At 68.0% G+C, this 25,696-nt stretch carries 20 protein-coding genes, 1 tRNA gene and 5 pseudogenes; 18 read left to right on the top strand and 8 right to left on the bottom strand.

Translation table 11 applies throughout. From position 1 onward, the window contains the following. Positions 1-346: 346 nt before the first annotated feature. Positions 347-612 (top strand): annotated as a pseudogene (locus tag SALPAC6_RS31350) (cobalamin biosynthesis protein CobW); the annotation flags it as partial. A 541-nt stretch (positions 613-1,153) separates the two neighbouring features. Here the strand turns inward: SALPAC6_RS31350 and SALPAC6_RS0121645 are convergent. Continuing rightward, positions 1,154-2,047, bottom strand: coding sequence for an IS982 family transposase (locus SALPAC6_RS0121645; protein WP_018255408.1), 894 nt, complete (start codon positions 2,045-2,047; stop codon positions 1,154-1,156). 156 nt (positions 2,048-2,203) lie between these two features. Here SALPAC6_RS0121645 and SALPAC6_RS0121640 point away from each other — a divergent pair, with 156 nt between their 5' ends. Continuing rightward, a complete protein-coding gene (locus tag SALPAC6_RS0121640; protein ID WP_018255407.1) occupies positions 2,204-2,701 on the top strand; it encodes a YcxB family protein in 498 nt (165 codons plus the stop codon). Between the two features lie 143 nt (positions 2,702-2,844). On the opposite strand, the gene SALPAC6_RS0121635 is transcribed toward SALPAC6_RS0121640, so the two are convergent. Together SALPAC6_RS0121635 and csb2 are read right to left on the bottom strand one after the other, a co-directional pair. Next, a complete protein-coding gene (locus SALPAC6_RS0121635; RefSeq protein WP_026189946.1) occupies positions 2,845-3,258 on the bottom strand; it encodes a hypothetical protein in 414 nt (137 codons plus the stop codon). A 94-nt stretch (positions 3,259-3,352) separates the two neighbouring features. Beyond that, positions 3,353-4,663, bottom strand: coding sequence for a type I-G CRISPR-associated protein Csb2 (gene csb2 / locus SALPAC6_RS0121630; protein ID WP_018255406.1), 1,311 nt, complete (start codon positions 4,661-4,663; stop codon positions 3,353-3,355). A gap of 99 nt (positions 4,664-4,762) precedes the next feature. Between csb2 and SALPAC6_RS0121625 the strand changes: the two genes are divergently transcribed. After that, positions 4,763-5,905 carry a HAMP domain-containing sensor histidine kinase gene (locus SALPAC6_RS0121625; protein ID WP_020493615.1) on the top strand — a complete coding sequence of 381 codons (1,143 nt, stop codon included), beginning with the start codon at positions 4,763-4,765 and terminating at the stop codon, positions 5,903-5,905. 40 nt (positions 5,906-5,945) lie between these two features. Here SALPAC6_RS0121625 and SALPAC6_RS0121620 read toward each other — a convergent pair whose 3' ends face one another. From SALPAC6_RS0121620 to SALPAC6_RS31080, 3 genes and pseudogenes are all read right to left on the bottom strand, one after another. After that, positions 5,946-7,151, bottom strand: a complete 1,206-nt coding sequence (locus tag SALPAC6_RS0121620; protein WP_018255404.1) for an NAD(P)/FAD-dependent oxidoreductase — start codon at positions 7,149-7,151, stop codon at positions 5,946-5,948. Between the two features lie 72 nt (positions 7,152-7,223). After that, positions 7,224-8,582, bottom strand: coding sequence for an MBL fold metallo-hydrolase (locus SALPAC6_RS0121615; RefSeq protein WP_018255403.1), 1,359 nt, complete (start codon positions 8,580-8,582; stop codon positions 7,224-7,226). 53 nt (positions 8,583-8,635) lie between these two features. After that, positions 8,636-8,883 (bottom strand): annotated as a pseudogene (locus SALPAC6_RS31080) (helix-turn-helix domain-containing protein); the annotation flags it as partial. 396 nt (positions 8,884-9,279) lie between these two features. Between SALPAC6_RS31080 and SALPAC6_RS26525 the strand changes: the two are divergent. The 3 genes and pseudogenes from SALPAC6_RS26525 (at position 9,280) to SALPAC6_RS0121600 (ending at position 12,251) form a co-directional block, all read left to right on the top strand. Continuing rightward, positions 9,280-10,367: pseudogene (locus SALPAC6_RS26525) on the top strand (IS630 family transposase). A 322-nt stretch (positions 10,368-10,689) separates the two neighbouring features. Further along, positions 10,690-11,034, top strand: coding sequence for a YciI family protein (locus tag SALPAC6_RS0121605; RefSeq protein WP_018255401.1), 345 nt, complete (start codon positions 10,690-10,692; stop codon positions 11,032-11,034). 56 nt (positions 11,035-11,090) lie between these two features. Next, complete coding sequence (locus SALPAC6_RS0121600; protein ID WP_018255400.1) at positions 11,091-12,251, top strand: RNA polymerase sigma factor; 1,161 nt, start codon at positions 11,091-11,093, stop codon at positions 12,249-12,251. Here SALPAC6_RS0121600 and SALPAC6_RS26520 read toward each other — a convergent pair. Beyond that, positions 12,248-13,332 (bottom strand): annotated as a pseudogene (locus SALPAC6_RS26520) (IS630 family transposase). The gene SALPAC6_RS0121600 and the pseudogene SALPAC6_RS26520 sit on opposite strands and share 4 nt — an antisense overlap. 139 nt (positions 13,333-13,471) lie before the next feature. Between SALPAC6_RS26520 and SALPAC6_RS26515 the strand changes: the two are divergent. From SALPAC6_RS26515 to SALPAC6_RS28350, 11 genes and pseudogenes are all read left to right on the top strand, one after another. Next, positions 13,472-13,969 (top strand): hypothetical protein, encoded by a 498-nt coding sequence (locus tag SALPAC6_RS26515; protein WP_018255398.1) that lies wholly within the window; start codon positions 13,472-13,474, stop codon positions 13,967-13,969. 758 nt (positions 13,970-14,727) lie between these two features. Beyond that, positions 14,728-15,810 carry a tyrosine-type recombinase/integrase gene (locus tag SALPAC6_RS0121580; RefSeq protein WP_018251582.1) on the top strand — a complete coding sequence of 361 codons (1,083 nt, stop codon included), beginning with the start codon at positions 14,728-14,730 and terminating at the stop codon, positions 15,808-15,810. Next, positions 15,776-17,716, top strand: a complete 1,941-nt coding sequence (locus SALPAC6_RS30880) for a tyrosine-type recombinase/integrase (RefSeq protein ID WP_018255396.1) — start codon at positions 15,776-15,778, stop codon at positions 17,714-17,716. The genes SALPAC6_RS0121580 and SALPAC6_RS30880 overlap by 35 nt, the downstream gene beginning before the upstream one ends. After that, on the top strand, positions 17,713-18,015 hold the full coding sequence (locus tag SALPAC6_RS0121570; protein ID WP_018251584.1) for a DUF6262 family protein: 303 nt from the start codon (positions 17,713-17,715) through the stop codon (positions 18,013-18,015). The genes SALPAC6_RS30880 and SALPAC6_RS0121570 overlap by 4 nt, the downstream gene beginning before the upstream one ends. Before the next feature lie 51 nt (positions 18,016-18,066). Beyond that, positions 18,067-18,276, top strand: a pseudogene (locus SALPAC6_RS26510) (IS3 family transposase); the annotation flags it as partial. After that, on the top strand, positions 18,273-18,860 hold the full coding sequence (locus tag SALPAC6_RS30510) for a methyltransferase (RefSeq protein ID WP_223874339.1): 588 nt from the start codon (positions 18,273-18,275) through the stop codon (positions 18,858-18,860). The pseudogene SALPAC6_RS26510 and the gene SALPAC6_RS30510, both read left to right, overlap by 4 nt. 66 nt (positions 18,861-18,926) lie before the next feature. After that, positions 18,927-20,387, top strand: a complete 1,461-nt coding sequence (locus tag SALPAC6_RS0121555; protein ID WP_018255394.1) for an MFS transporter — start codon at positions 18,927-18,929, stop codon at positions 20,385-20,387. Between the two features lie 199 nt (positions 20,388-20,586). Further along, the gene (locus SALPAC6_RS29200) at positions 20,587-21,036 is read left to right on the top strand and encodes a hypothetical protein (RefSeq protein ID WP_026189943.1); all 450 of its coding nucleotides are present in this window, start codon (positions 20,587-20,589) and stop codon (positions 21,034-21,036) included. A gap of 216 nt (positions 21,037-21,252) precedes the next feature. Continuing rightward, positions 21,253-21,828, top strand: coding sequence for a TetR/AcrR family transcriptional regulator (locus SALPAC6_RS0121545; RefSeq protein WP_018255392.1), 576 nt, complete (start codon positions 21,253-21,255; stop codon positions 21,826-21,828). After that, complete coding sequence (locus SALPAC6_RS0121540; RefSeq protein WP_018255391.1) at positions 21,825-24,239, top strand: excinuclease ABC subunit UvrA; 2,415 nt, start codon at positions 21,825-21,827, stop codon at positions 24,237-24,239. The genes SALPAC6_RS0121545 and SALPAC6_RS0121540 overlap by 4 nt, the downstream gene beginning before the upstream one ends. Positions 24,240-24,245: 6 nt before the next feature. Further along, entirely contained in the window at positions 24,246-24,626 is a 381-nt protein-coding gene (locus SALPAC6_RS28350) for a hypothetical protein (protein ID WP_026189944.1), read from the top strand. Here SALPAC6_RS28350 and SALPAC6_RS0121530 read toward each other — a convergent pair. Next, positions 24,608-24,691 (bottom strand) — tRNA-Leu (locus SALPAC6_RS0121530). The two genes, SALPAC6_RS28350 and SALPAC6_RS0121530, sit on opposite strands and share 19 nt — an antisense overlap. A gap of 212 nt (positions 24,692-24,903) precedes the next feature. Here SALPAC6_RS0121530 and SALPAC6_RS26500 point away from each other — a divergent pair. Further along, positions 24,904-25,696, top strand: a 793-nt coding sequence (locus SALPAC6_RS26500) for a tetratricopeptide repeat protein (RefSeq protein ID WP_162562073.1), incomplete at its 3' end; no start/stop codon positions are given.

The raw sequence follows: 25,696 nt of genomic DNA, 5'->3' as shown, positions 1-25,696 counted from the left end.
GACCGGCGCCAGAATGTGCGTCCTGCGGTCATCGACCACGCCACCCGCCGGGTCCGCGTCCTGAACACCGTACGAGCATGCCGCTGGCCGGCGCGGACGAAAATGGCGTCGCTGGCCAGGGCCTGCAGGAGTTGGCCACGTTCGGACTCACTCGGCGGCCGCCCGACGTTGTCGATAGCGTTGCGCCACGAGCACACCCGGCACCGTGCGTGGCGGCAATGGCACCGTACGCCGCCGCCCAGGCCGGTACCACGCTCACAGCCGATCAGGACCATGAATACCCTCCACTGCCCGCCGGTGACCCGGTGCAGACCTCGGTCGTTTTCGGTAAGTCGAGAGGAATTCCATGTCGTCGTCACCACAGGCCCCCGACGCATGCCGTGACAGCCGACGCCGATACCCGCCCGTCGTTGACCGTGCTGTCCGGGTTCTGGCCGGCGGCCGACGCTCGCTGCCGCCCGCGCGCTGCTCGCCGCGGACACCTCGCTGCTGCTGATCCGGCACGACCTGGCCGGGATCCGGGACGGCGTCGTGCGGCGGGTGATCGGCACCGGCATCGTCGAGGACGAGCGGGTCGAACTGCGGCACGGCTGCGTCTCCTGCACCCTGCGCCCGAGGTCCCCGGCTCCCGCGGTCACCTCTGGTTGGCCAGCCAAGCCACCGTCATCGCCTGGGAATTCGCCGGCGGCGGCCTGGCCATGGGATCCCTCGGGCACTCGCTGGTCAGCCTGCCCGAGGAGCGCTGGGACCATGTCGAAGACCAAGGACCGGGCCTGGTATCAGACGCTTACCCACGTTCCGGCTCCGCCCGGAGCATCCACCTCGGCGTATGGCCCTGACTGCCCGATGACCACGCCCATCGTTGCGGAGGCACAGCTTCGGGTCGCGGGCCTCACGCCCACCACGCAGCGCCGCACCGCCCTTGCGCTGCTGGTCGGGCCGGCGAGGGCGCACCGGCACCGCTGGACATGTCGATCAGCGACTGGTAGGGCCGGCCGAACCAGCAACTCGCCGCGGCTGACCGGTAGACCGATTCCCCGGTCCCACGATGACACCAGCCCGCGGAGAGCCACGCGCACCGGCACGGCCGGGCTCCCTGCCGGTGCGCATGCGCCTAGCGCTGACGTGCTAGACGAGTTGTTCCGAATGTCGGTCAGTGGTCGTAGGCGATCAGTGATCGGGTGACGGGTGCGCCGGTTGTGTTGTTGTGCCAGATCGCGGCGGCCATGGCCAGGAGACGTTGAGCGACCCGGACGGCGACGCCGGCGAAGGTCCGTCCGCCGTGTTGTTCGAGGTCAAGCTGGCCTTTGAGGGTGTCGTTGACCGACTCGATGAGCTGGCGGACCTTCGTGAGTATCGCCTCGCCGTGGCGGGCCTTCTCCTTCTTGCGCGATGGTCGGAGTAGGGCGATGCCCTGTTCGGCCAACTGCCGCTCGAACGGCGTGGAGGCGAAGCCTTTGTCGCTGATCAGCAGGGTCCCGTCGTGTTCGGCCACCACGCCCGCCTCGACCTGCAGCATCGCGGTGAGGACCTCGCGTTCGCTGATCTTCGGGTTGGCCAGGGCCCACAGGATCGGCATGCCGGTCGGGGTGCACACCAGGTACAGCCGTAGTCCCCAGAAGAACCGGGAGTGGGAGGCGCAGTAGCCGTATCCGGCCCAGCCGGCCAGGTCCGAGCGTTGCACGGTGGGGCGGGACATGCCGCACGGGATGGGGGTGGAGTCGACGATCCAGTGGTTGTCGAACCAGAAGTCACTGTCCCGGGCCACGTCCCGGATCACCTTCTTGATCAACGGCAGCGCGGCGCGTAGCCGCTTGTTGTAGCCCGGTCGCTGTGACAGGTACGGGAACATGCCGGCCAGGTGGATGCGGGCGTAGCGGATCCAGTGCGCTTCTGAGCGGGCGCCGAGCAGGACCTGCGCCACGGCCAGGCAGACCAACTCGGAGTCGGTCAGCAGTGGTGGTCTGCCGCGCCATCTGGGCGTGCGGATGGTGTCGTCGATTTTGACGTACAGTGTGGTCAAGAGGGTATCCAGGTCCTGCGTCACAACACGATCATGGATGCCCTCTCTTCATGCCCAGACATCGACCCCTGACATCGGAACTACTCGTCTAGGCGGTGCTGATGTCATCGGCAGCGGCATGCGGGACGGCATCTGACACGCAGCTGCCCGTCGGGCCTGTGGGGGCACTATCGTTCTGGCGTGCACATCCGTTTTGACGTCCCGGCCGATCCCGCCTACCCGAGCCGCGTGGCCGCTGCGCTCACCATTGATCAGCTACGCAGGTACCTATACCTCGGCGCGGCGCTGGCAGCGGCGGGGACGGCCGGCCTCGCCGTATCGCGGGGCCTCGGGTGGGGCGACCAGATCCAGCCGCTGTGGCTGACGATGCTCATGGGTGGCCTGCTGGCGATGCTGTACTGGCCATGGGTCCGGCTGCGCGCCCGGCGTCGGTCCAGTGACTACGCTGTCGAGGGCTCCTATGAGATCACTGACGACAACATTCTGATGCGCAGCGGCTCGCAGTCCAGCGGCATCGCCTGGGACGGGGTCGATCAGGTGAAGGACACCCCCGAGTTCTGGATCCTGTACGTCGGTCAGATGCCGGCGACCGTAATCCCCCGTCGGTTGCTGTCTGCCGAGGACGCCGAGACGCTACGCGCCTACCTGGCCGAACGCGGGCTGCTGCGGGTCCGATGAGATCGCATTCGAGGACGAGCCGTCGAGCCGAACGTGTCACACCGGCGTTGGTGGGCCCGCCCTGATCGACCGGCGGGTGTATCTGTCGGCGCCGTGGACCGACGACCTGGACCGCTGCCGAGCCGTTGGTGTGCCGATGTGCACTAATCGCTACGCCGTTCAGTCAGGCAGGTAGGCGGCTCGTCAAGGTTCGTCGGTGACGATGTTGATGGCGATGGTTGCTTGGTAGCTGCGCCGGTCGGTGACGGTGTCGGTGGTAGGCGGTCTCGATCTCCCACCTCTGGTGATACGGCGTGATCAGGTCTCCGGCCTGGTGGGGGGTCGAGCAGTGTGGTGATCAACCGGTAGTCGCCGGTGCGCGTGCCGGTGCTGGTCTTGCGGGCGATCCGGGCGTCGATAGCCCGTACCCGTGCGGTGCCGATCGTGGAGAGCCAGGAGCCGTCGTGGTAGCGGGTGATGGCCGGTAGGCGGCGGCCGGTCCTGCAACGGATCAGCAGCTCGGCGCCGATGACGGCGAGGGTGTTGACCAGATCGGCGGCGGCGGTCGTGGCGACCACCAACCGGCTCAGTGGTTCAGGGGACGAGTAGCTGCGGGCAGTCGCCGTAGCCGTTGCGGATGTGCGCTGGCACGGAACGCGGCAGGGCGGACTGTCATGGTTGGTCGTCGCGGTCGTCGGGGACGAAGATTCCGTATCCGAAGTGGCTGAGTTGTCCGAGCAGCAGCGGCCCGGCGACCTCGTCGGGGAACTCCAGCCGCAGGCCGAGCCCCCGGCGCGCTTTGCCGAGATTCTCGGTCATGCGGTAGCGGCGGAACTCCAGCGCCCATCGGTTGAACAGTCCCTCGTCCGGGTTGGTCTGGGTGACCTCGGCCGCGCCGAGTCCTCGGTAGCCCAGCTCACGATGCACATCGGTGGTGAGGTACGCGTCGAGTGCCTCCCGTTTGCGGTACCGCACTGGCAGGTATGGGGTGAGGCTGCGCCACCGTCGCGCCGGCCCGCACAGCTCTGGCGCGACCTGTGCTACCGGTCCGGCGGCTTGCAGCAGCAGATCTGTGGTGGGGAAGCCCTTGACCTCGTACTCGTTCTCGGTGCGGCGGCTGCGCCGCCCGGAGACGCTGCGCACCCCGAGGATCGTCGCTACCTCGGTCGGTGTCAGCCCCGCGGGTACCCACACGAGCAGGGCGCCGACGGTGGCACCCCGGTGATGGCCATCAGGGATCGGCAGCCAGTGGGCGTGCTGGTGATCGGTGGCGGCTCCGCCGTGGCCGAGCACGGCCTCACGGCCACCGTCCAGTCTGCGTGTGACCTGACGGTGCACTTCGTCGGCGAGCAACACTGCGCGGGTGGCCTTGAACGGCGCCCGTGGCAGTACGGCGAACCGAAGCGCGTGCACGCCGCCGATCGGCTGTCGTGGTGGGGCCGTTGCCGTGTGGGTGGAGGTACGGGCGTAGCTCAGCCACGTCGTCTCCGGTGGCATGGTACGCCGCTGCTTGCGGATGCCTACGGTGGTCAGTTCGAGGATCGGCCGGCGGATCGGACGAGCGGGGGCGAGCAGGCGTATCTGTTGCAGGCCGTTGGCTGTCGGGCGCCACCACGTGTCGTCTGGCGTCGGGGCGCTTTCGAGCAGCCGGGCCTCGCAAACCGAGTCGGCCCGGCCGAGGTATGGCAGCAGTTCGGCCAGCTTGGCCAGCACCTGGCGCCGCTCGCCGGTCAGGTCCGTATCCCAGTGCACCAGCAGATCCTCGTCTGGCGACACCGACAAGTACGGATCGAGTGTCAGGTCCGTCCCGCCTGTCTCCCCCTTCTTGTGGTCAAGGTCAGGCAGGTAGTGGCGGGTGTGTGCAGCGCGCGTGGGTGGCGTCCAGTACGACGGAGGGTCAGCGAGGGCTTCGAGCAGCCCGTCCAGTACCGGAGCCGGTAGGTCCGGCCAGCGTGTGTACCAGGTCGCGACCAGGGCACGCATGAGCCGCCATGGGGACGGCGGCCACTCCACCGCACCTTCGTTGACGCTACGGTGGCCACGAGGTCGGCAAGGCACAGTCTTCGTGCCATCCCCTTGCCGGTGGTGACCAGCAACGGCGGAGGTACCCGCTGGGCGTGGCCCTCGCCGTACCGGACGAACAGCTCCGCCGGTTCCGCAGTCTGGTTCGCGAGAGCCCCAGCCAGCAGGCCGACGCAGGCGTCGGTCAGCCGAACCGGACCACGGATCTTCCACGAGCACCTCGGGCAGGTCGGCGGCGAGGTCAGCGCCGAGGCGCGCTGGCACGTTGAGCGGGCGTACGCCTCGGCGAACGCTCTCGCGCTCGGTGTCGGTCTCCTCGCCGCGCTGGTCGCGGCGCTGGCGGCCAGCGCATACGCGACACGGCGGAGTGCCAACCCGGTCACTCACTTCGCGCACGCCTCGGCCAGCCTCGCCTACGGACACTACGACGTCCGCATGGCCGACCCCGGCCTCGGCAACGAACTCAAGACCCTCACCGACTCGTTCAACACCATGGCGGAAGGCCTGGAGACCGTCGAAACGACCCGGCGACGGCTACTCGCCGACCTCGGTCACGAACTGCGCACCCCGCTCGCCACCATCGAGGCCTACCTCGAAGCGGCTGAGGACGGTGTCGCCGTCGACGACGAGGACCTTCAGTCGGTGCTGCGGGCCCAGACCGCCTGGCTGCACCGCCTCGCCGACGACATCGCCGCGGTCTCCCGCGCCGAGACACATCAGCTCGACCTGCACCCGGTCAAGACGGCCCCGGCGGACCTGGTCCGGGACGCCGTGGCCGCAGTGCGGCCCCGCTTCGCCGGCAAGGGCGGGACGCTGCGCAGTGACCTTCACCCTTCCCCGCAGGTCAACGTCGATCCGCAGCGGATGGGGCAGGTGCTCGGCAACATCCTGGACAGCGCGCTACGGCACACACCCGAGGGCGGGACCGTCACGGTGCAGGTGATCAGCGGTACCAGAAGTGTCGAGCTGGCGGTGGCCGACACCGGTCCCGGCATCCCGGCGCAGCACCTCCCGCACGTCTTCGAACGCTTCTACCGGGTCGACAGGGCCCGGGACCGGGACAACGACGGCGCGGGGATCGGGCTCGCCATCGTGCGGGCCGTGGTCAGCCCCCACGGTGGGCGGGTACGGGCGGAGAACGTCCCGGGCGGTGGCGCGATCGTCAGGGTGGTCCTGCCATCAGCGGGACAGGCGCAGATCTGACCGGACGGCCATCCAGTGGGTAGCCACCCACCCGTGGGCCTCAGGCACGGCCGCGAAGCATGAGATTCCAGTAGAGGGCCGGCAGTCCGTAGCGCTTGAGATACCACATGTCGGTGCGTTCGTGGGTGGTGTCGAGGAACGGAATGCTGGGTGCGGGATGCATGGTGTAGTCGAACTCGGCGAGCAGCATCTTGTTGCGGGCCGTGGTCAGCGGGCAGGATGCGTACCCGTCATATGCCGCCGGCAGCGGCTCGCCCCTGGTCGTGGCGATGAGATTGCGGGCCACCACCGGTGCCTGTTTGCGGATCGCGGCACCGGTCTTGGAATTCGGAGTGGACCCGGCGTCGCCGAGGGCGAACACGTTCGGATATCGGGTGTGCTGCAGGGTGTTCCGGTCGACGTGGGCGTAGCCGGCTGGGCTTTCGGGGTCTGCCAGGGCGGTCTGCTTGAGCCAGTCGGGGGCTGACTGCGGTGGTACAACATGCATGAGGTCGTAGCCGATGGTTTGTCCACTGCGGTTGTTGTGATCGGCGATCACCGCCTGGCGACTGTCGGCGTCGACTTCGACGAGCTCGCTGTTCTTGTGGACCTCGATGCCGTACCGGGCGGCGACGCGCTCGAGTTCATCGGCGAAGACCTGGACGCCGAACATGGTTGGGGTGGGCAGCACGAGCACGACCCGGATATCCTTGAGAACGCCTTGTCGACGCCAGTGGTCCGCGGCCAGGTAAGCGATCTTCTGTGGGGCGCCGGCACATTTGATCGGCCCGACGGGCATGGTAAACACCGCGGTCCCGGAGCGCAGGTTTCGGATCAGTTCCCACGTCTTCGGCGCCGTGGCATACGTGTAGTTGCTGGATACCATCGGAGTGTCCATGGCCGCCGCCATACCGGGGATCTTGTCCCAGTCGAGTTGGATGCCGGGGCACACGACGAGATGGTCGTAGCGGACCCGGATCCCACCGGCGGTGGTGACCGTCTGCTGGTCCGGGTCGATGGTGTGCGCGGCGTCCTTGATCCAGGCGATGCCCTTCGGCATGACCGACGCCTGCGGGCGGGCGCTCTCCTTAGCCTTGGCGCATCCGCCACCGACCAAGGTCCACAGCGGCTGGTAGTAGTGGGTTTCTGCGGGATCGATGAGGCCGATGTCGGGGACTCTCGCCCGGCGGAGCCGGGCGGCGACATCGATGCCGGCGCTGCCGCCGCCGACGATGAGGATGCGATGGTGAACGGCCGGTGCGGTCATGACGGTGCCTCCGTGTGGGTGAGGCCGTCGGCGGGGTGGCGCTCCCTCGGCGGCATGGGTCGGTCAGAATGTTCAGCCGGTGGCCTGACCGGAGGTGACAGCGACGGCGTACTCGTCGTCGATGTGGACGACGTCGTGGCCGGCACGGTCGAGCAGGCTGGCGGCGATGCCGGCCCGGAACCCGCTGACGCAGTGCACCGCAAGCGGGCCGGGTGGAACGTCACCGAGCCGATCCAGCAGGCAGTGCAGCGGGATGTGCACCGAGCCGGGAATCGCGCCAAGGGCGCGTTCGTCGGCGCGCCGCACGTCCAGCAGGGTCAGGGCCTCCCCGGCCTGCTGGGCTGCGGCGAGTCCAGCGAAGGTGATCCGCCGGTAGCTGCGGGTGGCCACGCCGTCGGCCAGGTCGCGCGGCTTGCCCGTGGCAGCGCCGTCCGGCCGGTCGATGCCGATGCGCACGAGTTGGCGTTGCGCGTCGGTGATCTGCTGCGGGGTCTCACCGATCAGGGTGAGCGGCGTGCCCCAGGGAATGAGCCAGCCGAGGTACGTGGCGAACTGCTGGCTCAGGGCGATACTGATGGTGCCGACGAGGTGCTCGGCGGCGTACGCGGTACGGTCGCGCAGATCGACCACCCACTCCCCGGCGCTGATCCGTTCCCGCAGTTCGGTCGGACTGACCTGCTGCGGTGCGGACAGGTCGACAGGTCCGGCGCCAGCACGGTTACGGGTACCCATGTACGCGTAGTAGGCCGGGTAGGCGGTGAGACCGGCGACCAGCTGCGCCACGAATGTGTCCTCGTTCGCGGCGGTGAACGCGTCGTTGCGGGTTTTCTCCTGCCCGACGGTGCTGTCCTCGCCGCCGGATCTGGATCCGGCGGAGCAGAAGCTGCCGAATCCGTGGGTCGGAAAGATCCGGGCGTCGTCGTCGAGCAGGTCGACGAGGCGGTGTGCCGAGCGATACTGGGCCCGGGTCAGTTCCTCCGTGCGGGCCGGGTCGACCAGGTCGGTGCGCCCAACGCTGCCGTAGAGCAGGCAGCCGCCGGTGAATACTGCCGCCGGCCCGGGGCCACCGCTAATCACGAAGGCCAGGTGAGTATCGGTGTGTCCCGGGGTCGCAACCACCCGCACTCGCATGCCTCCCACCGACAGTTCGTCACCGTCAGCGACGCCGTGCCGCTCGAACGCCACCTCGTCGGCGGCATTGACCGCGTACGGCGCGTTGTGCTGATGCGCCAGTTGCAGGCCGCCGGAGACGTAGTCGTTGTGGATGTGCGTCTCCAGCACCATCGCGCAGCGCAGCCCGCGCTCGTTGAGAACCGCCTGCAAGCGGTCCAGGTCACGCTGCGGATCAACCACGATCGCGACGTGCCCGTCGTGGGCGATGTAGCTGCGGTCACCGAGCTCGCTGGTCTGCACCACTGCCACGTCCACCACGGGGTCAACCCCTCCTCGGCGAAGATGCGAATGTCCGTCCGTCAGGTGTTGATATTCGAGCAGCGGTAGCAGACGCATCGGGGCACCCGGTCGCCAACGCCTTGTCGCAGGCCTCGGCGAACTCACAGGAGGGGAGCCGGTCGACCGTTTCCACGCGACACACCAGGTCCGCACCGAACCGGATCATGACGCTCAGCCGCACCCGCGAGAGGTTCGCGCGTTCGGGCCGCCGACGCAGTTCAGCTTCAAAGAAGTGGCGCTCGGACAGTGCTGGCTGAAGCGTCCGCGGGGTCTGGCTCATGGCGCCGCCTTTCAGCTCCTCGCGAGCGAAACATCGAACAACATGAACATCGCACCCATAGGGTCACCCAGGGTTTAGCCCAGCGCAACCAGGAACGCCGGAAACAATATTCATGTGCCCGCAGGCTGCCCGCGCGACGACCAGGGCCTTTACTGACAACTGACACGACGGCGATGTCGCGGACGAACAGCAGGTGCGGTCGTTCTTCACCGAGCACGTCACATCAGGATCGGTGGCTGGAATAGTCAACAGTTGCCAGAGGCGGCGTCGAGGCTCCTCCTCCAGCGGATGCCGCGCCGGGGTCAACCGGTGCCAACACAGGCACCACGGGCTACCGCCCGGTCGGAAAATGGGGTACGTGTGGTCCTGGGCTGCGACAACAGGAGTCCGGGCGACGTGGGTCAACGTGAGCCAGTCCCTGCCCCCTCAGGTGAACCCCCAGGAGAGGCGTTGCAGGAGCTGGCGCGGCGGCCGAAGACGGCGCAGGCGTTGGCGTCGCGGGCGCGGATCGTGGTGGCGTGTGCGGAAGGACTGTCCAACAGCGAGGTGTCTCGTCAGGTTGGGGTGTCGCTGCCGACGGTCGGCAAGTGGCGCAAGCGGTTCGTGGCTGATCGGATGGACGGGCTACGCGACGAACCGTGTCCGGGTGCGCCGCGGAAGGTCAATGACGCCCAAATCGAGGCGGTGATCACGAAGACGCTCGAAGAGGCCGTCTCATCAGGACAGCCGCTGGTCGACCCGGTCGATGGCCAAGGCGGTCGGGCTGAATCAGACTACGGTCTCACGGATCTGGCGGGCGTTCGGGCTCAAGCCGCACCTGGTCGACAGTGGGAAACTGTCGACCAGGCCCGCTGTTCGTGGACAAGGTCCACGACATCGTCGGGTTGTGTCTGAACCCGCCGGAGGCCGCCATGGTCTTCGCCGTGGACGAAAAGTCACAGATGCAGGCTCTCGACCGGACCGCGCCGATGCTGCCGATGATGCCTGCCGTGCCGGGCCGGGTGACCCACGACTACGTCCGCCACGGCACCACCAGCCTGTTGGCCGCGCTCGACGTGGCCACTGACAAGGTCATCGGCCAGACGCAGCGTAAACACCGCCACCAGGAGTTCCTGCGTTTCCTGCGCACCATCGACCGGGCGACCCCGCCCGAGTTGGCGCTCCATCTCGCCCTGGACAACTACGCCACCCACAAGACGCCCACCATCCAGCAGTGGCTACTCACACACCCCCGCTTCCACCTGCACTTCACCTCGACCTACTCGTCGTGGCTCAACCTCGTCGAACGCTGGTTCGCCGAACTGACCAACCCCAAACTCCGTCGGTCAGCCCACCGCAGCGTCGCCGACCTGGAAGCCGACGTAACCGCCTGGATCGAGGCATGGAACGCCGACCCCAAGCCCTTCGTCTGGACCAAGACAGCTGACGACATCCTCGAAACCATCGCCGCATACCGCCCACGAATTAACGACTCAGCACACTAGTTCGGGGACTGGAGCACCAGCAGCGAGCGATGGCGAGGACCGGTCGGGCCGCCGGTGCAGCATCGGCCGCCGGTACCATCGCGGGCTGGCCGAGCTGTGGCAGCGCGGCCAGCGACACCGCGGATAGGGTTGTCCGGCGTGAGCGACCACCGCCACGGCACACGGCGTGACAGGGGGTGTCCAGCACTTCGCCGAACCGCGCCCTCGCCAGCTGACGGACGTAAGAACAGGTCCGGAAAAGATCCGGGCCGCTGTCGAAAACCGCGTCCTGCCATTCGTCGGAAGGTTGTCGGACCAGAATCAGCAGCTAGAGGAGGATTTCATGGCCAAGTACCTAATCTTGATCTACGAGTCCGAGCAGGTGTGGGAGAACGCCAGCGAGGAGCAGTGGCAGGCCACGATGGTCGAGCACGAGCGGTTCACCCGGCAGGTGCCTGAACAAGGGGGCAAGATCCTCGGTGGGGAGGCGCTCCAGCCGACCAGCACTGCCACGACGGTCCGTGGCGACGTCGTCACCGACGGCCCGTTCGTCGAGACAAAAGAGGCCCTCGGCGCCTACTACGTGGTCGAGGCCCGTGACCTCGACCACGCCATCGCGTTGGCCAAGCTCTGCCCCGCCGGCACCGGCGGCGTGGAACTCCGCCCGATCATGGAGGTAGACGGCTGAACAAGACGGATATCGCGCGAGCTGTCGCCGATACGCACCGTCGCGAGTGGGCTTTCGTGCTCGCCGCGACGGTGCGCGTCACCGGCGACCTCGACCTCGCCGAGGAGTGCGTGCAGGACGCGTACGTGATCGCGCTCGACGCCTGGCTGCACGACGGCGTCCCGGACAACCCCGGCGCTTGGCTGACGACGACCGCACGGCGGCGGGCCCTCGACGGCCGCCGCCGCGAGCGCACCCTGCGCGCCAAGCTGCCGCTGCTGGTCGAACCCGAGGAGTCCACGGTGGAGGACATCACCGATGACCGGCTGCGCCTGCTCTTCACCTGCTGCCACCCGGCCCTCGCCCGGGAGGCACAGGTCGCGCTCACGCTCCGGCTGGTCTGCGGGCTCACCACAGCCGAGATTGCTCATGCGTTTTTGATCTCCGAGGCGACGATGGCGGCCCGGGTCACCCGGGCCAAGAAGAAGATCGCCGCGGCCCGGATCGCCTACCGCGCGCCGGCTCCCGAGGAGCTGCCGGACCGGCTGGACGCGGTACTGACCGTGGTGCACCTGCTCTACACCACCGGGCACACCGCCCCGGCCGGCGACCGGCTGGTGCGGGTGGACCTGGTGGAGAAGGCGTTCGACCTGGCCCGGATGCTGCGGACGCTCATGCCTGATGAGCGGGAGGTACGCGGGCTGCTGGCCCTGCTGCTGCTCACCGACGCCCGCCGGGCGACCCGAACGGCTACCGACGGGCGGCTGCTTCTCCTCGCCGAGCAAGACCGCGGCCGGTGGGACCGGACCGTGATCGCCGAGGGCGCGGCGCTGGTCCCGGGCGCACTGCGCGGCGGGGCCGGCCGTTTCGCGCTGCAGGCGGCCATCGCGGCGCTGCACGCCGAGGCACCCACCTACGAAGACACCGACTGGCGCCAGATCGTCGGCCTGTACGACGTGCTGCTGACGGTCTGGACGTCACCGGTGGTGGCCCTGAACCGGGCGGTCGCTGTGTCCATGGCGGACGGACCGACCGCCGCCCTGGCAACCATCGAGGCGCTGGACACCGACGGCCGGCTCGCCGGTTACCGGTACCTGCCGGCGACTCGGGCCGACCTGCTGCGGCGGCTGGGCCGGCACACCGAGGCGGCGGCAGAGTACCGGCAGGCGCTGGAGCTGACCGACAACGCAGCCGAACGAGTGTTCCTTCGACGCCGTCTGGACGAGGTCAGCCGCTAGTGTCCTGCGCCGGGAATTCGTTGAAGATGTAAGGCGAGCCGGTCGAGGATCTCGTCGGCGGTCTTGGTCCAGATGAACGGTTTGGGGTCGTCGTTCCATGCTGCGGTCCAGGCGCGTAGGTCGTTCTCCAGGGCCCGTAGGCAGGTGTGCGTGGCGCGGCGCAGTCGCGTGTCGGTCAGCAGCCCGAACCACCGTTCGACCCGATTGAGCCAGGACGAGTAGGTGGGGGTGACGTGCATGTGGAACCGGGGATGCGCGGCGAGCCAACGCTTCACAGTGGGGTGTTTGTGGGTGCTGTAGTTGTCGCAGACCAGATGTACGTCGAGGTCGGCGGGGACTTCGTTGTCCAGCTTGGCCAGGAACTTCTTGAATTCCACAGCCCGGTCTCGGCGATGCACTGAGGTGATCACCTGGCCGGTGGCCACGTCGAGCGCGGCGAACAGGGTGGTGATGCCGTGCCGGACGTGGTCGTGGGTGCGCCGCTCAGGTAGGCCGGGCATCATCGGCAGCACCGGCGCCGATCTGTCGAGGGCCTGAATCTGGGACCTCTCGTCCACGCACAGCACCAGCGCACGCTCCGGCGGGTCCAGGTACAACCCGACCACGTCGCGGACCTTGAACTGCGGGTCGTTTGACAGCTTGAACGTCTCTACCCGGTGGGGCTGAAGGCCGAAGGCCTTCCAGATCCGGCCCACCGTCGAGCGCGACAGCCCAGACTCGGCCGCCATCGACGCCCGCGACCAGTGCGTGGCGTCGGTCGGCGTGCGCTCCAGGTAGCAACCACGACCTGCTCGACCTGCTCATCACCGATCGTGCGTGGTGCGCCCGGCCGGGGCTGGTCAACCAGACCCTCCAACCGGCGGGCCACGAACCGGTTACGCCACTTGCCCACCGTCTACGGCCAGATCCCCCACTCCGCAGCAACATCCTGATTGGACTTGCCTTCCGCGCAGCCCAACACGATCCGACACCGCTGAGCCAGGGCTTGCGACGACTTGGCCCGCCGTGACCAACGCACCAACGTCGCGCGTTCCTCATCGGTCAACGTCACCACAACCACCGGCCGACCTCTACGCGCCACCCACCAATCCTACAATTAATCAACGAATTCCCGGCGCAGGACACTAGTCTGACGGGCTAAGATCCGACCGAAACTACCGCCGGTCCCGGCAAGTTCGCTTCCGGGACCGGTGCTCCCACGACCAGAGTAGACGGAAACGATGCCCTTCAGAGCGCTCGTCCGCGCGGTGACCTTCCGGCCAGATTACCAACTGTTCACGCTACGAGACATCGACAGCGACGCAGGGGTCGGGGCCGGCGAGGCGATCGCAAGCGCCATTCGCGACATCGCCGCGTGCACCGGCTACGAGCTGTACGTCAAGGTCGTCCAAGACCTGCTACCGGTGACGGTCACCGTCGAGATCTGGGACACGAGCCCAGGTCCGACGAACCCGAGTGCCAACTGGTCGCCGACGTCGGTGTTCCGGCTACAGAGCCCCACCGGACAGCTCGTACTCAGTGCTCCCACCGGCGACGCTTTCGACGGCATCGACCCACCATCAGGGCCTGGCACCTACGCCATAGACGTTCACCACCGTGGTCGACAGGAAGCCGACGACGCTCGACAGAAGCTCCTCCAGGACACGACACGACTCGACGAACCAGGCGCCCGCCCTAGCCTTGAGCACTACCTGCTCCGGATGTGGCCCGGCTCGTAGCCGCCACCGACACTACGAATCGAGCGACAGCGGCCCCTCCTCGGAACTAACGGAAGACCTGGCCGGCATCAGGTCTTCCCAACGTTGAAGCCCAGAGCAACGCGAGGCACAGAAGACCCATCGCCCCGAGCCCGATGTACAGACCCCAGCCCACACTCATGCTCAGCCCGACGGACTCGTACGTCATAAAGCTCGTCACGGACGATGTTGCCGATCTCACCACCCGATGATTCGCCTGACACCCAACCCCCGCCCTGAATGTTGAGGACCGGGATCGACCACCAATACCCGACTGTCAGGGCCGTGCCACACAGAGCCACCAAGAGGGGCACGAGGCCGAGCGCTGGCGAGCGACCTTTCCGCTGTCGACCGCTGTTCAACCCCAGCCACAGAACACTGGCCAACACGACCAGCACGACGGCAACCGACCACCAGATCGACGCGTCCCACACGCCAGCGCTACTACCGTTGTAACCCTCGACGCCGTCGCCGGACTCGAGCCACCGGGGCGTTGCACAACGCCGTAGCCCGACGCGGCCGGGTGGCCGGCTGCGTGCTGCACACCGACCGTGGGTCGCAGGCAGTTTCGCAGCCGAAAATTCGTCCACGCCCTGCACCAGCATCACATGACCGGATCGATGGGCAGAGTCGGCGCCTCCCTCTTAACCGGCTAATCTTCGAGTTTCCCCTGGTCAGAGACACGCCGACGTTCTGGGGATTCCGGCAGGTTGCGGTCATTGCCGGTACATCTGTGTCTCATGAGCGAGGGCGGGCTGCGGCTCGAGGAACGAGATGACGGCTGGGTGCTGGCGGGGTCGGGCGCCGCGGCGTTCGCGTTGGTGGACGAGTATCTGGCGTATCTGGGCGACCGGAACTATTCACCGAAGACGGTCCGAGCCTACGGGTACGACCTGTTGGCGTTTTGCCGCTGGTTGGCCGGCGAGGACATGACGTTGACTGCGGTGGACACGGACGTGCTGTTGAAGTTCCTGCGGGCCTGTCGCGATGCCCGGGTGCCGGGGCGGCCAGGTCCGAACGTCGTGGCGTTGAGCGGGCGCAGGCTGGACAGGTATGCGCCGGCGACGATCAACCGCCGGCTGGCGGCGGTCTCCGGGCTGTTCGCGTTCCGGGCCATGCGCAACCCCGATGCGGCGAACCCGGTGCCGAAAGGACGTGAGGCGCGGTGGGTGGCGTCCGGGGAACGCACGGGGATGCTCGCGCACACCGTGCGCCGGCCGACGCGCCGCTCGGTGCTGCGGCTTCGCCAACCGCGCCGGCTGCCCCGGCCGCTGGACCAGGGACAGGCCGCCGAACTGCTGGCGAGCTTCCACACGTGGCGGGACCGGGCGATCGCCGGACTGATGCTCTACTGCGGGCTGCGCTCTGCCGAGGTTCTCGCGTTGGGCATTGTCGATGTGGACATCGGCGGCCGGTGGCTGCAGGTCGTCGGCAAGGGCGAGCGGGAACGGCGGGTGCCGCTGGATACCGACGTCGCCTCGGTGATCCAGGTCTACCTCCTCGCGGAGCGGCCGGAGACCGCCAGCGGCAGGCTGTTCATCGTGGCCAAGGGCCCCAACCGGGGCCGGGCGCTGACCGCGGCGGGACTGCGCACGATCTTCCGCTACCACCGCGGCATCTCCGAGATCACCGGCGGTCATCCGCATGCGCTGCGGCACACCTTCGGCACCGCGTTGGCCGAGGCTGGCGTCGACCTCGCGGTGATGCAGGCCCTACTCGGTCACGCCCATGTCGATACCACTGCCCGGTATATCCATCTGGCTCCCGCCCACGTGAAAGCCGAATTCGATGCCGCCCGTGACCGCATGCGCGCCCGCCCGTGACGCTGACGGCAACGCGCATCGCCACCGCGATGGCAATGCGAACGCCGCCTACCTGGAGTATCTGGAAGCCACAAGCCGCGGGAATGCTGCGTACTACCGTGCGGCCCGGGCGTTCTTTCGGCGGTGGCCCTGGCCGCAGGACTGGGCAGGCGAGCCGCTGGAGGTTCGGCTGTCGGCGAACTCGTCGACCCGGCCGCTGATCACGTTCCTGATGCTGCACCGCGGGCTGCGGCCCGGCTACGACTATCTGCTGGAGCGCAAGCTGTCCAGCATCTGGCGGGAGATCAAGGAGTCACCGATCGGCGTCGACCTGGACCGGTTCCTGACCGCCGCCGCCGAGTTGGGGTTCACCGAACGGGTCCGGTTCGCCACCGGCTCGCAGGTGCCGGCCCGCCTGCTGATCCAGACCGGCCGGAGACTGAACCAACTCACCGTGGACGATCTGGCCAAGTTCGCCACCGCATGCCGCGATCGCCAGGCCCGCACCGGCACCGACCACAAGCACTACCTCGCCGCGCTGAGCAACACCCAGCGAGTCCTGTTCCACATGGGCATCGCGGCCGACCTGCCCCGCTGCGGCGGGCCGATACCGTTGACCAAACGGCTGTCCGAGGTGGCGGCGCCGATCCGGGCGACGCTGATCGCCTACCTGGAACGCAAACGCGCAACCTGCGTCGCCAAGACGGTGTCGGCCCTGGCCACCCGGCTCAAGCACTTCGGTGTCTTCGTCACCGGCATCGACCCGGACCTGCCCAGCATCGCGTCGCTGCAGCGGTGCCAGCACATCGAGCCTTACCTGACCTTCCTCGTTGATGCCCGCAACACCAAAACCGGCGAGGTCATCACGGTCGCCGACCGGGCCCGACGGGTGCTGGCCCTGACGACCTTCCTGACCGACATCACCGAATGGGGCTGGCCCGAAGCGCCGCCTCGCAAACTGGTGTTCCGCGACGACATTCCCAAGCTGCCGCAGCCCCTGCCCCGCTACCTGCCCATCGACGCCGACCGGCGGCTCACCGACGCGCTGCGCGAGCACCCCGGCAACGAACTTGCCGCCTACGCCCTGCGGCTGCAACGGGCCTGCGGACTACGCATCGGGGAACTACTCGACCTCGAGCTGAACTGCGTGCACGAAGTCCCCGGCCAGGGCAGCTGGCTCAAAGTCCCACTCGGCAAACTCGAGACCGAACGCATGGTCCCGCTCGATGAGGAGATCCTCGACCTCATCGACCACATCACCGAGATTCGGTCGCCAGGCCGGCCACTGCCGCACCCCCGCTACCGCCGCCTGGCGCAGTTCCTGTTCACCCACCACGGGCGGCGCCTCGGCCAGCAAGCCCTCCGCACCGAACTCGACCGGGCCACCCAGACCGCCGGTCTCGGGCACATCACCTCCCACCAACTGCGGCACACCTACGCCACTGCCCTGGTCAACGCCGGAGTGTCCCTGCAGGCGCTGATGGCCCTGCTCGGTCACGTCTCCGCCGAGATGAGCCTGCGCTACGGCCGGCTATTCGACGCCACCGTCCGCGACGAATACGAACGCGCGCTCACCCTCGCCAAGCAGCAGGCCCGCACCCCCGCCACCAGCCGCACCAGCCTGCCGCTGGCCGATATCACCAGCGGCGCCAACTGGAAGACCACCCCGCTGGTCAAGTCCCGCCTGGCTAGCGGCTTCTGCCTGCGAGCTCCGGCCCAGGGCGCCTGCACCTACGCCAACATCTGCGAACACTGCCCCAGCTTCCACACCGAAACCAGCTCGCTGCCCATCCTCGCCGCCCAACGCGTCGACGCCGCGGCGCTGGCCACCGACGCCGAACAGCGCGGCTGGATCAGCGAAGCCGAACGGCACCGCAAACTCATCGCCCGACTCGACACCCTGATCAGCCAGGCGCAAGCCGGATGAGCAACACCGAGGACCTCAACCGCGTCGAGCGGGCCTGCGCCGACCTGCGCCGCGACGGGCAGCCGGTCACCTTCACCGCCGTCGCCGCGCACACCGGCCTGGCCCGCACCACCCTCTACCGCAACCCCCCGCTGCGAGCCGTCATCGACCACCACCGACACCAGGCCACCAACACCGGCACCCTCACCGCCATCACCGACGAGTTGGCCACCCTACGCGCCGCCGTCGGCGCCATCGCCGCCCGAGTACGACGCCACGAAGAACAACTCCGCCGAATCAACACCCGAGAACCGACCTGAAAGCGTTAACCGGCCAAACACCCAAGACCAAGATCATTAGCCGGATAAGCCGGCGACAACGCCGCCATGGAATCGTTCTTCGGGTTGCTGCAGAACAACGTCCTCGACCGGCGGACCTGGACCACCCGCCAGCAGCTCAGGACCGCGATCGTGACCTGGATCGAGCGGACCTACCACCGCCGCCGACGACACTCTCTGTCCCGGTTAACCCCTATCGAGTACGAGACCATCATGACCCCACCGGCCAGTCAGGCCGCCTGACTGAAACTGTCACCAATCGGTGCAGCAGACCCCATCGGCGGCGGCGACGGCTCGCTTCTGGCGGAGTTCCTCACCCGTCAACCTGGGCGGCGCGGCGTGCTGCTCGACGTGCCCGCCACCGCGGATCGGGCACTGGCCAACCTGGAGAAGGCGGGCGTCGCCGACCAGGCGGAGAGGTCGTCGCGGGCGACTTCTTCGCGGAGTGGCCTGTCGGCGGAACGTTGTACGTGTTGTGCCATGTGCTGCACGACTGGAGTGACGACCAGGCGGTGGCGATCCTGCGGGCGGGCCGACGTGCACTGGCGGGCGGGGCCGAACTGGCAGTGCTCGACCTCGCCGCACCCGCACCCGGTGAGACCGGACCCGTGGCTCGGGCTGCGGCTTCGATGGATCTCTACATGATGTCGCTGTTCGGTGGGTCCGGCGGAAGGGAGCGGACTGTCGAGCACGTGGAGCGGCTGTTGGTGACGGCTGGTCTGCACATCACGTCCACGGCTCGATTGCCCAGCGGGATGGCTGTGGTGCGGGCGATTGCGAGCGAGGCTGGCGGAGATGTCGTGACCAGTTCCGGGGCCCCGAGTTGATAAGTAAATGCATGTTCATTTACCCTCAGTAGGGACTGCGACACACCCCATGGAGGTAGACCGAACGTGACCGAACTGAACCAGAAGCCAGAGGCGACAAGCCAGCCACCTTTCGCTGCCATCGCAACGCTGTGCCTGGTCCAGATGCTGCTAATCCTCGATATGACGGTGCTCGGCGTCGCAGTGCCCGTCATCCAGGTGGACCTGAAGATGGACGCTGCGGACACGCAGTGGGTGGCCAGCGCCTACATGCTGACATTCGGCAGTCTGCTCGCCCTGTCCGGGCGACTCGGCGACCTGTTCGGACCGCGGCGGTTGCTGCTGGTCGGCCTCGGGGTGTTCGTGGCCGCGTCGGTGTGGTGCGGCTTTGCGACGAGCGGTACCGAGTTGTTCGCGGCCAGGGCTGTTCAGGGCGTAGGCGCGGCGATGGTCTCCCCCACCGCCCTGGCCCTGCTCAACCTCGTCAGCACCACCGGCTCCGGGCGCAACCGGGCTGTCGCGTGGTGGAGCTTCACCGGTCTCGCGGGGGCGACGCTCGGCCAGGTCGTGGGCGGACTCGTGACCGATGCATTCGGGTGGCGCTGGATCTTCTTGCTCAACCTGCCGATCGGGCTCGTGGCCGGACTCGCCGTGGCATCGCTTTTGCCGCGCACCCGGCCGGAGCAGCGGGTGTCGCCGGACGTGCTCGGTGCGCTCACGCTCACCGGCTGGCTCGGGATGCTCGTGTTCACGCTGACGAGGGTCGAGCACGGGTCAAGCGCCCTGGTGATGACGATGAGCGCGGCCGCGACGGTGGTGTTGCTGGCAGCCTTCGTGGCCGTGGAGCGCAGGCACAGCGACCCGCTCGTGCCGTTGGCGGTGTTCGCCGAACCTGGGGTTCGGGCGGGCAATGTGATCAACCTGCTGTCCACCGCCGCCAACCTCGGCGTCATGTTCTACGTGACCTTCTACATGATGCGTGTGCTCGGCTACTCAGCCACGGACGCCGGCCTGGCCTACCTGCCGATCACGCTGGTGATGGCGGTGATCGCGACCAGGGTGGCGTGGTTGATGGAGAAGGTGGGTGCGCGAGCACTGCTTCTGATGGGCACAGCAGGTGGCGCGGCCGGTTCGCTGTGGTTCGTGTTCGCGCCCGGCGACGGCTCCTACCTGGCGTGGATCTTCCCACCCCTGCTGCTGATCGGCGTCGGCGCGGCGTTCATCGAGGCTCCCGCGATCATCGTGGCGACGCGCGGGCTGCCGGAACGAAAGCAGGGGCTCGCGGCCGGCCTGATCAATACCTCCGAACAGGTGGGCCCGGTGCTGGGTCTCACGGTGGCGGTCACCATGGCGGCGGCGATCGTTCCGGTGACCGCCGACGACACACCCGTGCGGCTGCTCGACCACTACCACGTCGCCTTCGTCGCCGCGGTGGTCATGTACGTGCTGGCAGGCCTTGCCACGTTCCTCGTACCGCGGCGCAGCTACATCGGATCGGCTCCGGCACCCCTTGCGGCGAGTGCCGAAAAACTGAACACAGCCTTGTAACGCCAAACGATCACTACTCCTGTGCGTATCGAACGAACCGGAGAGAGATACAAGACGAACATCCAGCCTGGGAGGCTTCTGAACATGGATGCCAACGAGGTCAAAGTGATCCGCTGGCCGAAAGAGAAGGAGAAGAGCTCTTCCGCGGACCGGTGCTGGACAACGTCGGCAGCCCGGTGCTGCAGGTTGCGGCGCTCGAATGGGAGCACTCACCGCCAGCCGCACCCTCCCCCACGCCACCAAAGGCGGACACTGCATTGAACCCGGCGAAGTCCGCACCATGCCGCTCAGCCACGACGAGGTGGCCGAAGCGGCGGTGACGTTGTGCGGCAAGGACCTCGGGGCCCACGTGAACCCGGTGCTCGCCGAGGAGGAGATCCGGGCCCATCTGTCGGCATCGTTGCCCAGGCAGCTCGTGCCGTGGTTTCTCGTGTTCCTCGACCACTTGCCACACGCAGTCAACGGCAAGATCGATCGCAACGAGCTGCCCGCCCGCGTCACCGCGGCGAGCCGGAGCAGCACTTCGCCGCGCACCGAGGTGGAACGCACCCTCGCCGACATCTGGCGCGAGGCGCTCGCGATGCCGGAGGTCGTCGCGCACGACAACTTCTTCACACGATGGTACTCGCTCCTGGCGTCCGCGCGATGAACCGCATCCGGGCGACTACCGGCATGCAACTGCTGTTGCGTCGGCTCCTCGAACGGCCGACTGCCGTCAAGCCGGCTCTGGCAGCGGAGAGGCGCGGCCATGAGGAAGCTTCTGTCATCTCAGTGCTGCGGCGGGAGGTCAGATGATCACGCGACGCGGCGTTAGTAAATGCCAATTCACTTATCGGGTACTATCCGTGCCATGAGCCCACGACCGATGTCCGTCACCAACAAGCAGATCTTCGTCAGCGCGTCCCGCACGCTGGCCCGCATCGGCCCGCTCCGCGTCACGCTCAACGACGTGGCATCCGACCTCGGAATCTCGGCGGCCACGCTGGTCAAGCGGTTCGGGTCCAAGCACGACCTGCTGGTCGCGATCAACGAGTACGAGGCGTCCAAGGTCGACGAGTGCTTCACCGAGATCGTCGCCAAGTACGAGTCGCCGCTCGAAGCCCTCTACGCATTCATCGCGGCGCTCAGCAGCGACGTGGACAGCCCCGCGGAGATGGCCAACCACGTGGCGTTCCTGCATCTCGACCTCAGCGACGACGCACTGCACTACCACGCCGTGAGGTTCGCCCAGTCGATGCGTACGGGCATCGCGTCGCTGCTGGAGCGGGCCGTTGAGCAGGGTGAGCTCGTCGAGTGCGATGTGGACGGTCTTGCCAGGGCGGTGCAGACGACGTACAACGGCGCGCTGATCATGTGGGCGATCCTCGGTGACGGCGAGCTCTCGGAGTGGGTGCGGCGCGATGTCGCGTTCCTGCTCAACCCGTTCTTGGTAGCGAAGTGAACGGAGCGAACGACGTGCGGCGTCACGACGACCACGGCTGGATCGAAGTCACCGGTGCCCGGACCCACAACCTGCGCGATATTAGCGTGCGAATCCCGCGCGGAAAGCTGGTGGCGTTCACCGGCGTCAGCGGCAGCGGGAAGACCTCGCTGGCGGTCGACACAGTGCACGCCGAGGCACAACTGCGCTACCTCGAGGGCATCTCGCCGTTCGTGCGGCGCTACCTCGGCCAGCGCGACCGGCCCGAGGTCGACCGCATCACCGGCCTCGGCGCGACGCTCGCGGTGGACCAGCGCCGACTCAACAACAATCCTCGTTCCACCATGGCCACCGTCACCGGCATGGACGCGTACCTGGGCCTGGTCTACTCACGCCTGCCCGCGCTCCGCACCGGCGCCGAGCTCGCTTCGACCAGCTTCGACAGGTTCAGCCCCGAGGGAGCCTGCCCGGTGTGCCATGGAGCGGGCGGTACCGTGCGCGCCGACGCGGAGCTGATCATCGACAATCCTGAACTTCCCCTGTTCTCAGGGGGTTCGCATTGGTTCGCGAAGTGGCGCTCCAGCGAGCACTCGTTCATTCCCGCCCTCGCCGAGTTGCACCGCGTCGATCTGTCCGTGCCTTGGCGCGACCTGCCAGCGACTTTCCAGCACGCGGTCCTGCACGGCACCGGTGAGCAGGTCATCGACGCCAGCGTCACCATTCCGAGCCGGGCCACCGGCACCGAGTGGACCTACAGCAGCAGCCAGCCGATACGCGGCGCCCTCGCCGAGGTGGAGCGCGTGTTCGCCAACGCGGGCAGCGAAACGAGCAAGCAGCGCTACCAGCGGTACATGCGCATGACGCCCTGCCAGGAATGCGCTGGCAGTGGGTTCGGCGAGGCGGCCCGCACCGTCACCGTCGGCGGTCGCACCTATCCGGAACTGATCACACTCACCGGCACAGACCTCATCGACTGGGTGCACCAGGCCGAAGCCGAACTCGGCGACCAGGATCGCGCGGTCGGCCTCCCGCTGCTGCGCGAACTGGGCGCCCGCCTGATCGTCCTGCACCGCACCGGCCTGTCCCACCTGCAACTGAGCCGCGAGGCCTCGACCCTCTCCGGCGGCGAGCTGCAACGCGCACGCCTCGCAGCCCAGCTCAGCACTCCGCTTGAAGGCATCACGTTCGTCCTGGACGAACCCACCTCCGGCCTGCACCCCGCAGACAAGGCAGATGTCCTCGACATGCTGAAGGCGCTGCGGGACAACGGCAATAGCGTGCTGCTCGTCGAACACGACCCGGAAATCGTCAAGGCCTGCGACTGGGTCGTCGACATCGGACCGGGAGCCGGCCGCGACGGTGGTCACCTCCTCATCTCCGCACCACCGGCCGAAGCGGCCCACCACGAGACCTCACCGACCGCGGCCTACCTCTCCGGCCGCAAACAACGCGTCGAACGCAAGACCCGAGACGCCGATCCAGCCCGTTGGCTCACCGTCCGCGACATCAGCAACCACAACGTCGACGTCGCGGAAGTACGGGTGCCCCAGGGCAGACTCACCTGCCTGACAGGCCCGAGCGGCAGCGGCAAGAGCAGCCTGCTGCACGCGTTCGCCTCCGCCGTCGAAGCCGACGACACAGCACCCGTCGCCTGGGTGGCCGTCGTTGACCAGGACCCCATCGGCCGCACCCCGAGGTCGAACCCCGCCACCTACAGCAAGGCCTTCGACGCGATCCGCACCCTGTTCGCCTCCACAGACCACGCCCACAAAGCCGAGCTGAATGCTTCCACGTTCTCCTTCAACACCGCCGGTGGCCGCTGCGTGGACTGCTCCGGCCACGGCCGCAAACTCGTCGACATGCACTTCCTGCCAGACGTCTGGGTCACCTGCACCACCTGCGCGGGCCGCCGCTTCACCCAGCAGGTCCTGGACGTCGAATACCAAGGCCTCTCCATCGACGCGGTACTCGACCTGACCGTCGACGAAGCCGCGGAGTTCTTCACCGACCCCGACTCCCTGGTCGCCACACTCCACGCCCTGCGCCAGGTGGGCCTCGGCTACGTCACCCTCGGCCAGAGCGCGACCGACCTCTCCGGCGGCGAAGCACAGCGCCTCAAACTAGCTACCACGATCCAACGAGGCAACCGGGGCCGCAAACGCGGCTTGGTCGTCCTGGACGAGCCGGTGACGGGCCTGCACCCCGCCGACGTCCAGCGCCTCGTCGAAGCCCTCGACGTCCTCATCGACGCCGGCAACACCGTGGTTGTGGCGGAGCACGACCTCCACCTCGCTGCACGCGCCGATTGGATCATCGACCTGGGCCCGGGAGCCGGCCCTGCCGGTGGCCGAGTGGCCGCCACCGGCACACCAGCAGATCTGGTCACTGCCGACACCAAGACAGCACGCTACCTCCAGCACGTCCTGAGCTGAGCAGCGTTGTGTGTACCGGAAAACGCCACACTCCCACGCCACAAGCTAGAGCGCTACCGAGCCGCCCTCGACGCTGGCGCAGACCCGACGGTAGTTACCGCCTGGATCACCCAGACCCAGGCCGACCGCGCCCGCGCCGAAGCAGAACTACACGCACTCGCGGGCACCACCCCACACCGGCTGACCCGAGCAGAAATCACCGCCCTGGTGACCGCACTCGGGGATATCGCCGCCGTGCTCCGCGACGCCGACCCAGCCGACAAGGCCAAGGTCTACCGGCAACTCGGCCTCCGGCTGAACTACCAGCCCGAAACGCAAACGGTGCGCGCTGAAGTGAATCTCAGCGCGCACCGTGGGGAAATGGTTTGTGTCCGAGGGGGGACTTGAACCCCCACGCCCTATACGGGCACTAGCACCTCAAGCTAGCGCGTCTGCCATTCCGCCACCCGGACTTGCGTTGTCCAGCCTACCGCGATGACCGAAGTGATCTTCTCACCTGTCGGCTACCCAGCGGGCCGCACGAGCAGTTACTGTACACCGCCCGGATGGATCATGCACATCGGCACTCGGCGGGCGGCAATACCGGACAGGAGGGCTGTTGCAGTAGCGTCGGGGCACGTCGGGCCGGCAGCATGACCACGTGTCGTATCCCTCGTCCTCCCCCTTGGCCGCGGTGCAACAGCGGGCTCTCGCTCTGCGTCACGTCGGTGACCTGGCCGGCGCGCGTCGACTACTCACCGACAGCGTGGAGTCGGCCCATCCGCCACCGTACGGCCTGGATCATCCCGACGTGCTGGACACCGCGCACCTCCTGGCGCGACTGCACCGGGAGGCGGGCGACCCGAGCGCCGCCCGCCGGGTGTTGGAGGAGGCGCTCGCGGCGGGTGAACGCCTCCGGTCGGATGCCGACCCCCTGTTGCTGGCGCTCGTCTTCGAGCTGGCGACCGTGGCGGACGAACTTGGCAACCGACACGAGGCCCGACGCAACTTCAACCGGATCCTGACCGCCGGTCCGGGCGCGCTCGGGGCCGACCATGCGTCGGTCCGCGCGGCGCGGGCCTACCTCAACGAGGCCGGCCTGGCTGACGGCTCGTCCGGCACGCCGAGCCCTCCGCTTCCCACGCAGCACAGTCCGGGGCGCCCGGGGGCCGGGACGGTCGCGGCGCAGCCCTCGGACGTTCGGCGGGCGCAGCCGCTGGTTCCACCGGTGGCCGCCCCGGGTCCACCGGGTCCGTTTCCCGATCATGCCGGCCATGCGACACCACAGTGGCCGGCGGTCGGACCGAGGCCGGACGGGCACGGCGGCAGGCGACGGCCCCGACCAGACCAATCCTGGGGGCCGCGATCCCCGTACAACTCTGTCGACGCCCGCCCCGCACCTGGGGTTCCGGCCAGTGAGCCCGCGCCGGGCCCGTCCCGGATGGGCGGCGACACCGTTGTCGGTCTGCTGTCCGCCG

The sequence above is a fragment of the Salinispora mooreana genome (genome assembly GCF_000379065.1).
In the GTDB taxonomy this organism is placed as follows: Bacteria; Actinomycetota; Actinomycetes; order Mycobacteriales; family Micromonosporaceae; genus Micromonospora; species Micromonospora mooreana.
The sequence above is the reverse complement of the archived record's forward strand: the minus strand, read 5'-3'. Positions and strand labels throughout refer to the sequence as shown.

Excerpts from the sequence above, each read along its gene's own strand:
- csb2 (WP_018255406.1), bottom strand. The coding sequence starts at position 4,663 with ATGCGTGCCCTGGTCGCGACCTGGTACACACGCTGGCCGGACCTACCG.
- SALPAC6_RS0121620 (WP_018255404.1), bottom strand. The coding sequence starts at position 7,151 with ATGACCGCACCGGCCGTTCACCATCGCATCCTCATCGTCGGCGGCGGC.
- SALPAC6_RS0121605 (WP_018255401.1), top strand. The coding sequence starts at position 10,690 with ATGGCCAAGTACCTAATCTTGATCTACGAGTCCGAGCAGGTGTGGGAG.
- SALPAC6_RS26515 (WP_018255398.1), top strand. The coding sequence starts at position 13,472 with ATGCCCTTCAGAGCGCTCGTCCGCGCGGTGACCTTCCGGCCAGATTAC.
- SALPAC6_RS0121580 (WP_018251582.1), top strand. The coding sequence starts at position 14,728 with ATGAGCGAGGGCGGGCTGCGGCTCGAGGAACGAGATGACGGCTGGGTG.
- SALPAC6_RS30880 (WP_018255396.1), top strand. The coding sequence starts at position 15,776 with ATGCCGCCCGTGACCGCATGCGCGCCCGCCCGTGACGCTGACGGCAAC.
- SALPAC6_RS0121570 (WP_018251584.1), top strand. The coding sequence starts at position 17,713 with ATGAGCAACACCGAGGACCTCAACCGCGTCGAGCGGGCCTGCGCCGAC.
- SALPAC6_RS29200 (WP_026189943.1), top strand. The coding sequence starts at position 20,587 with ATGGGAGCACTCACCGCCAGCCGCACCCTCCCCCACGCCACCAAAGGC.
- SALPAC6_RS0121545 (WP_018255392.1), top strand. The coding sequence starts at position 21,253 with ATGTCCGTCACCAACAAGCAGATCTTCGTCAGCGCGTCCCGCACGCTG.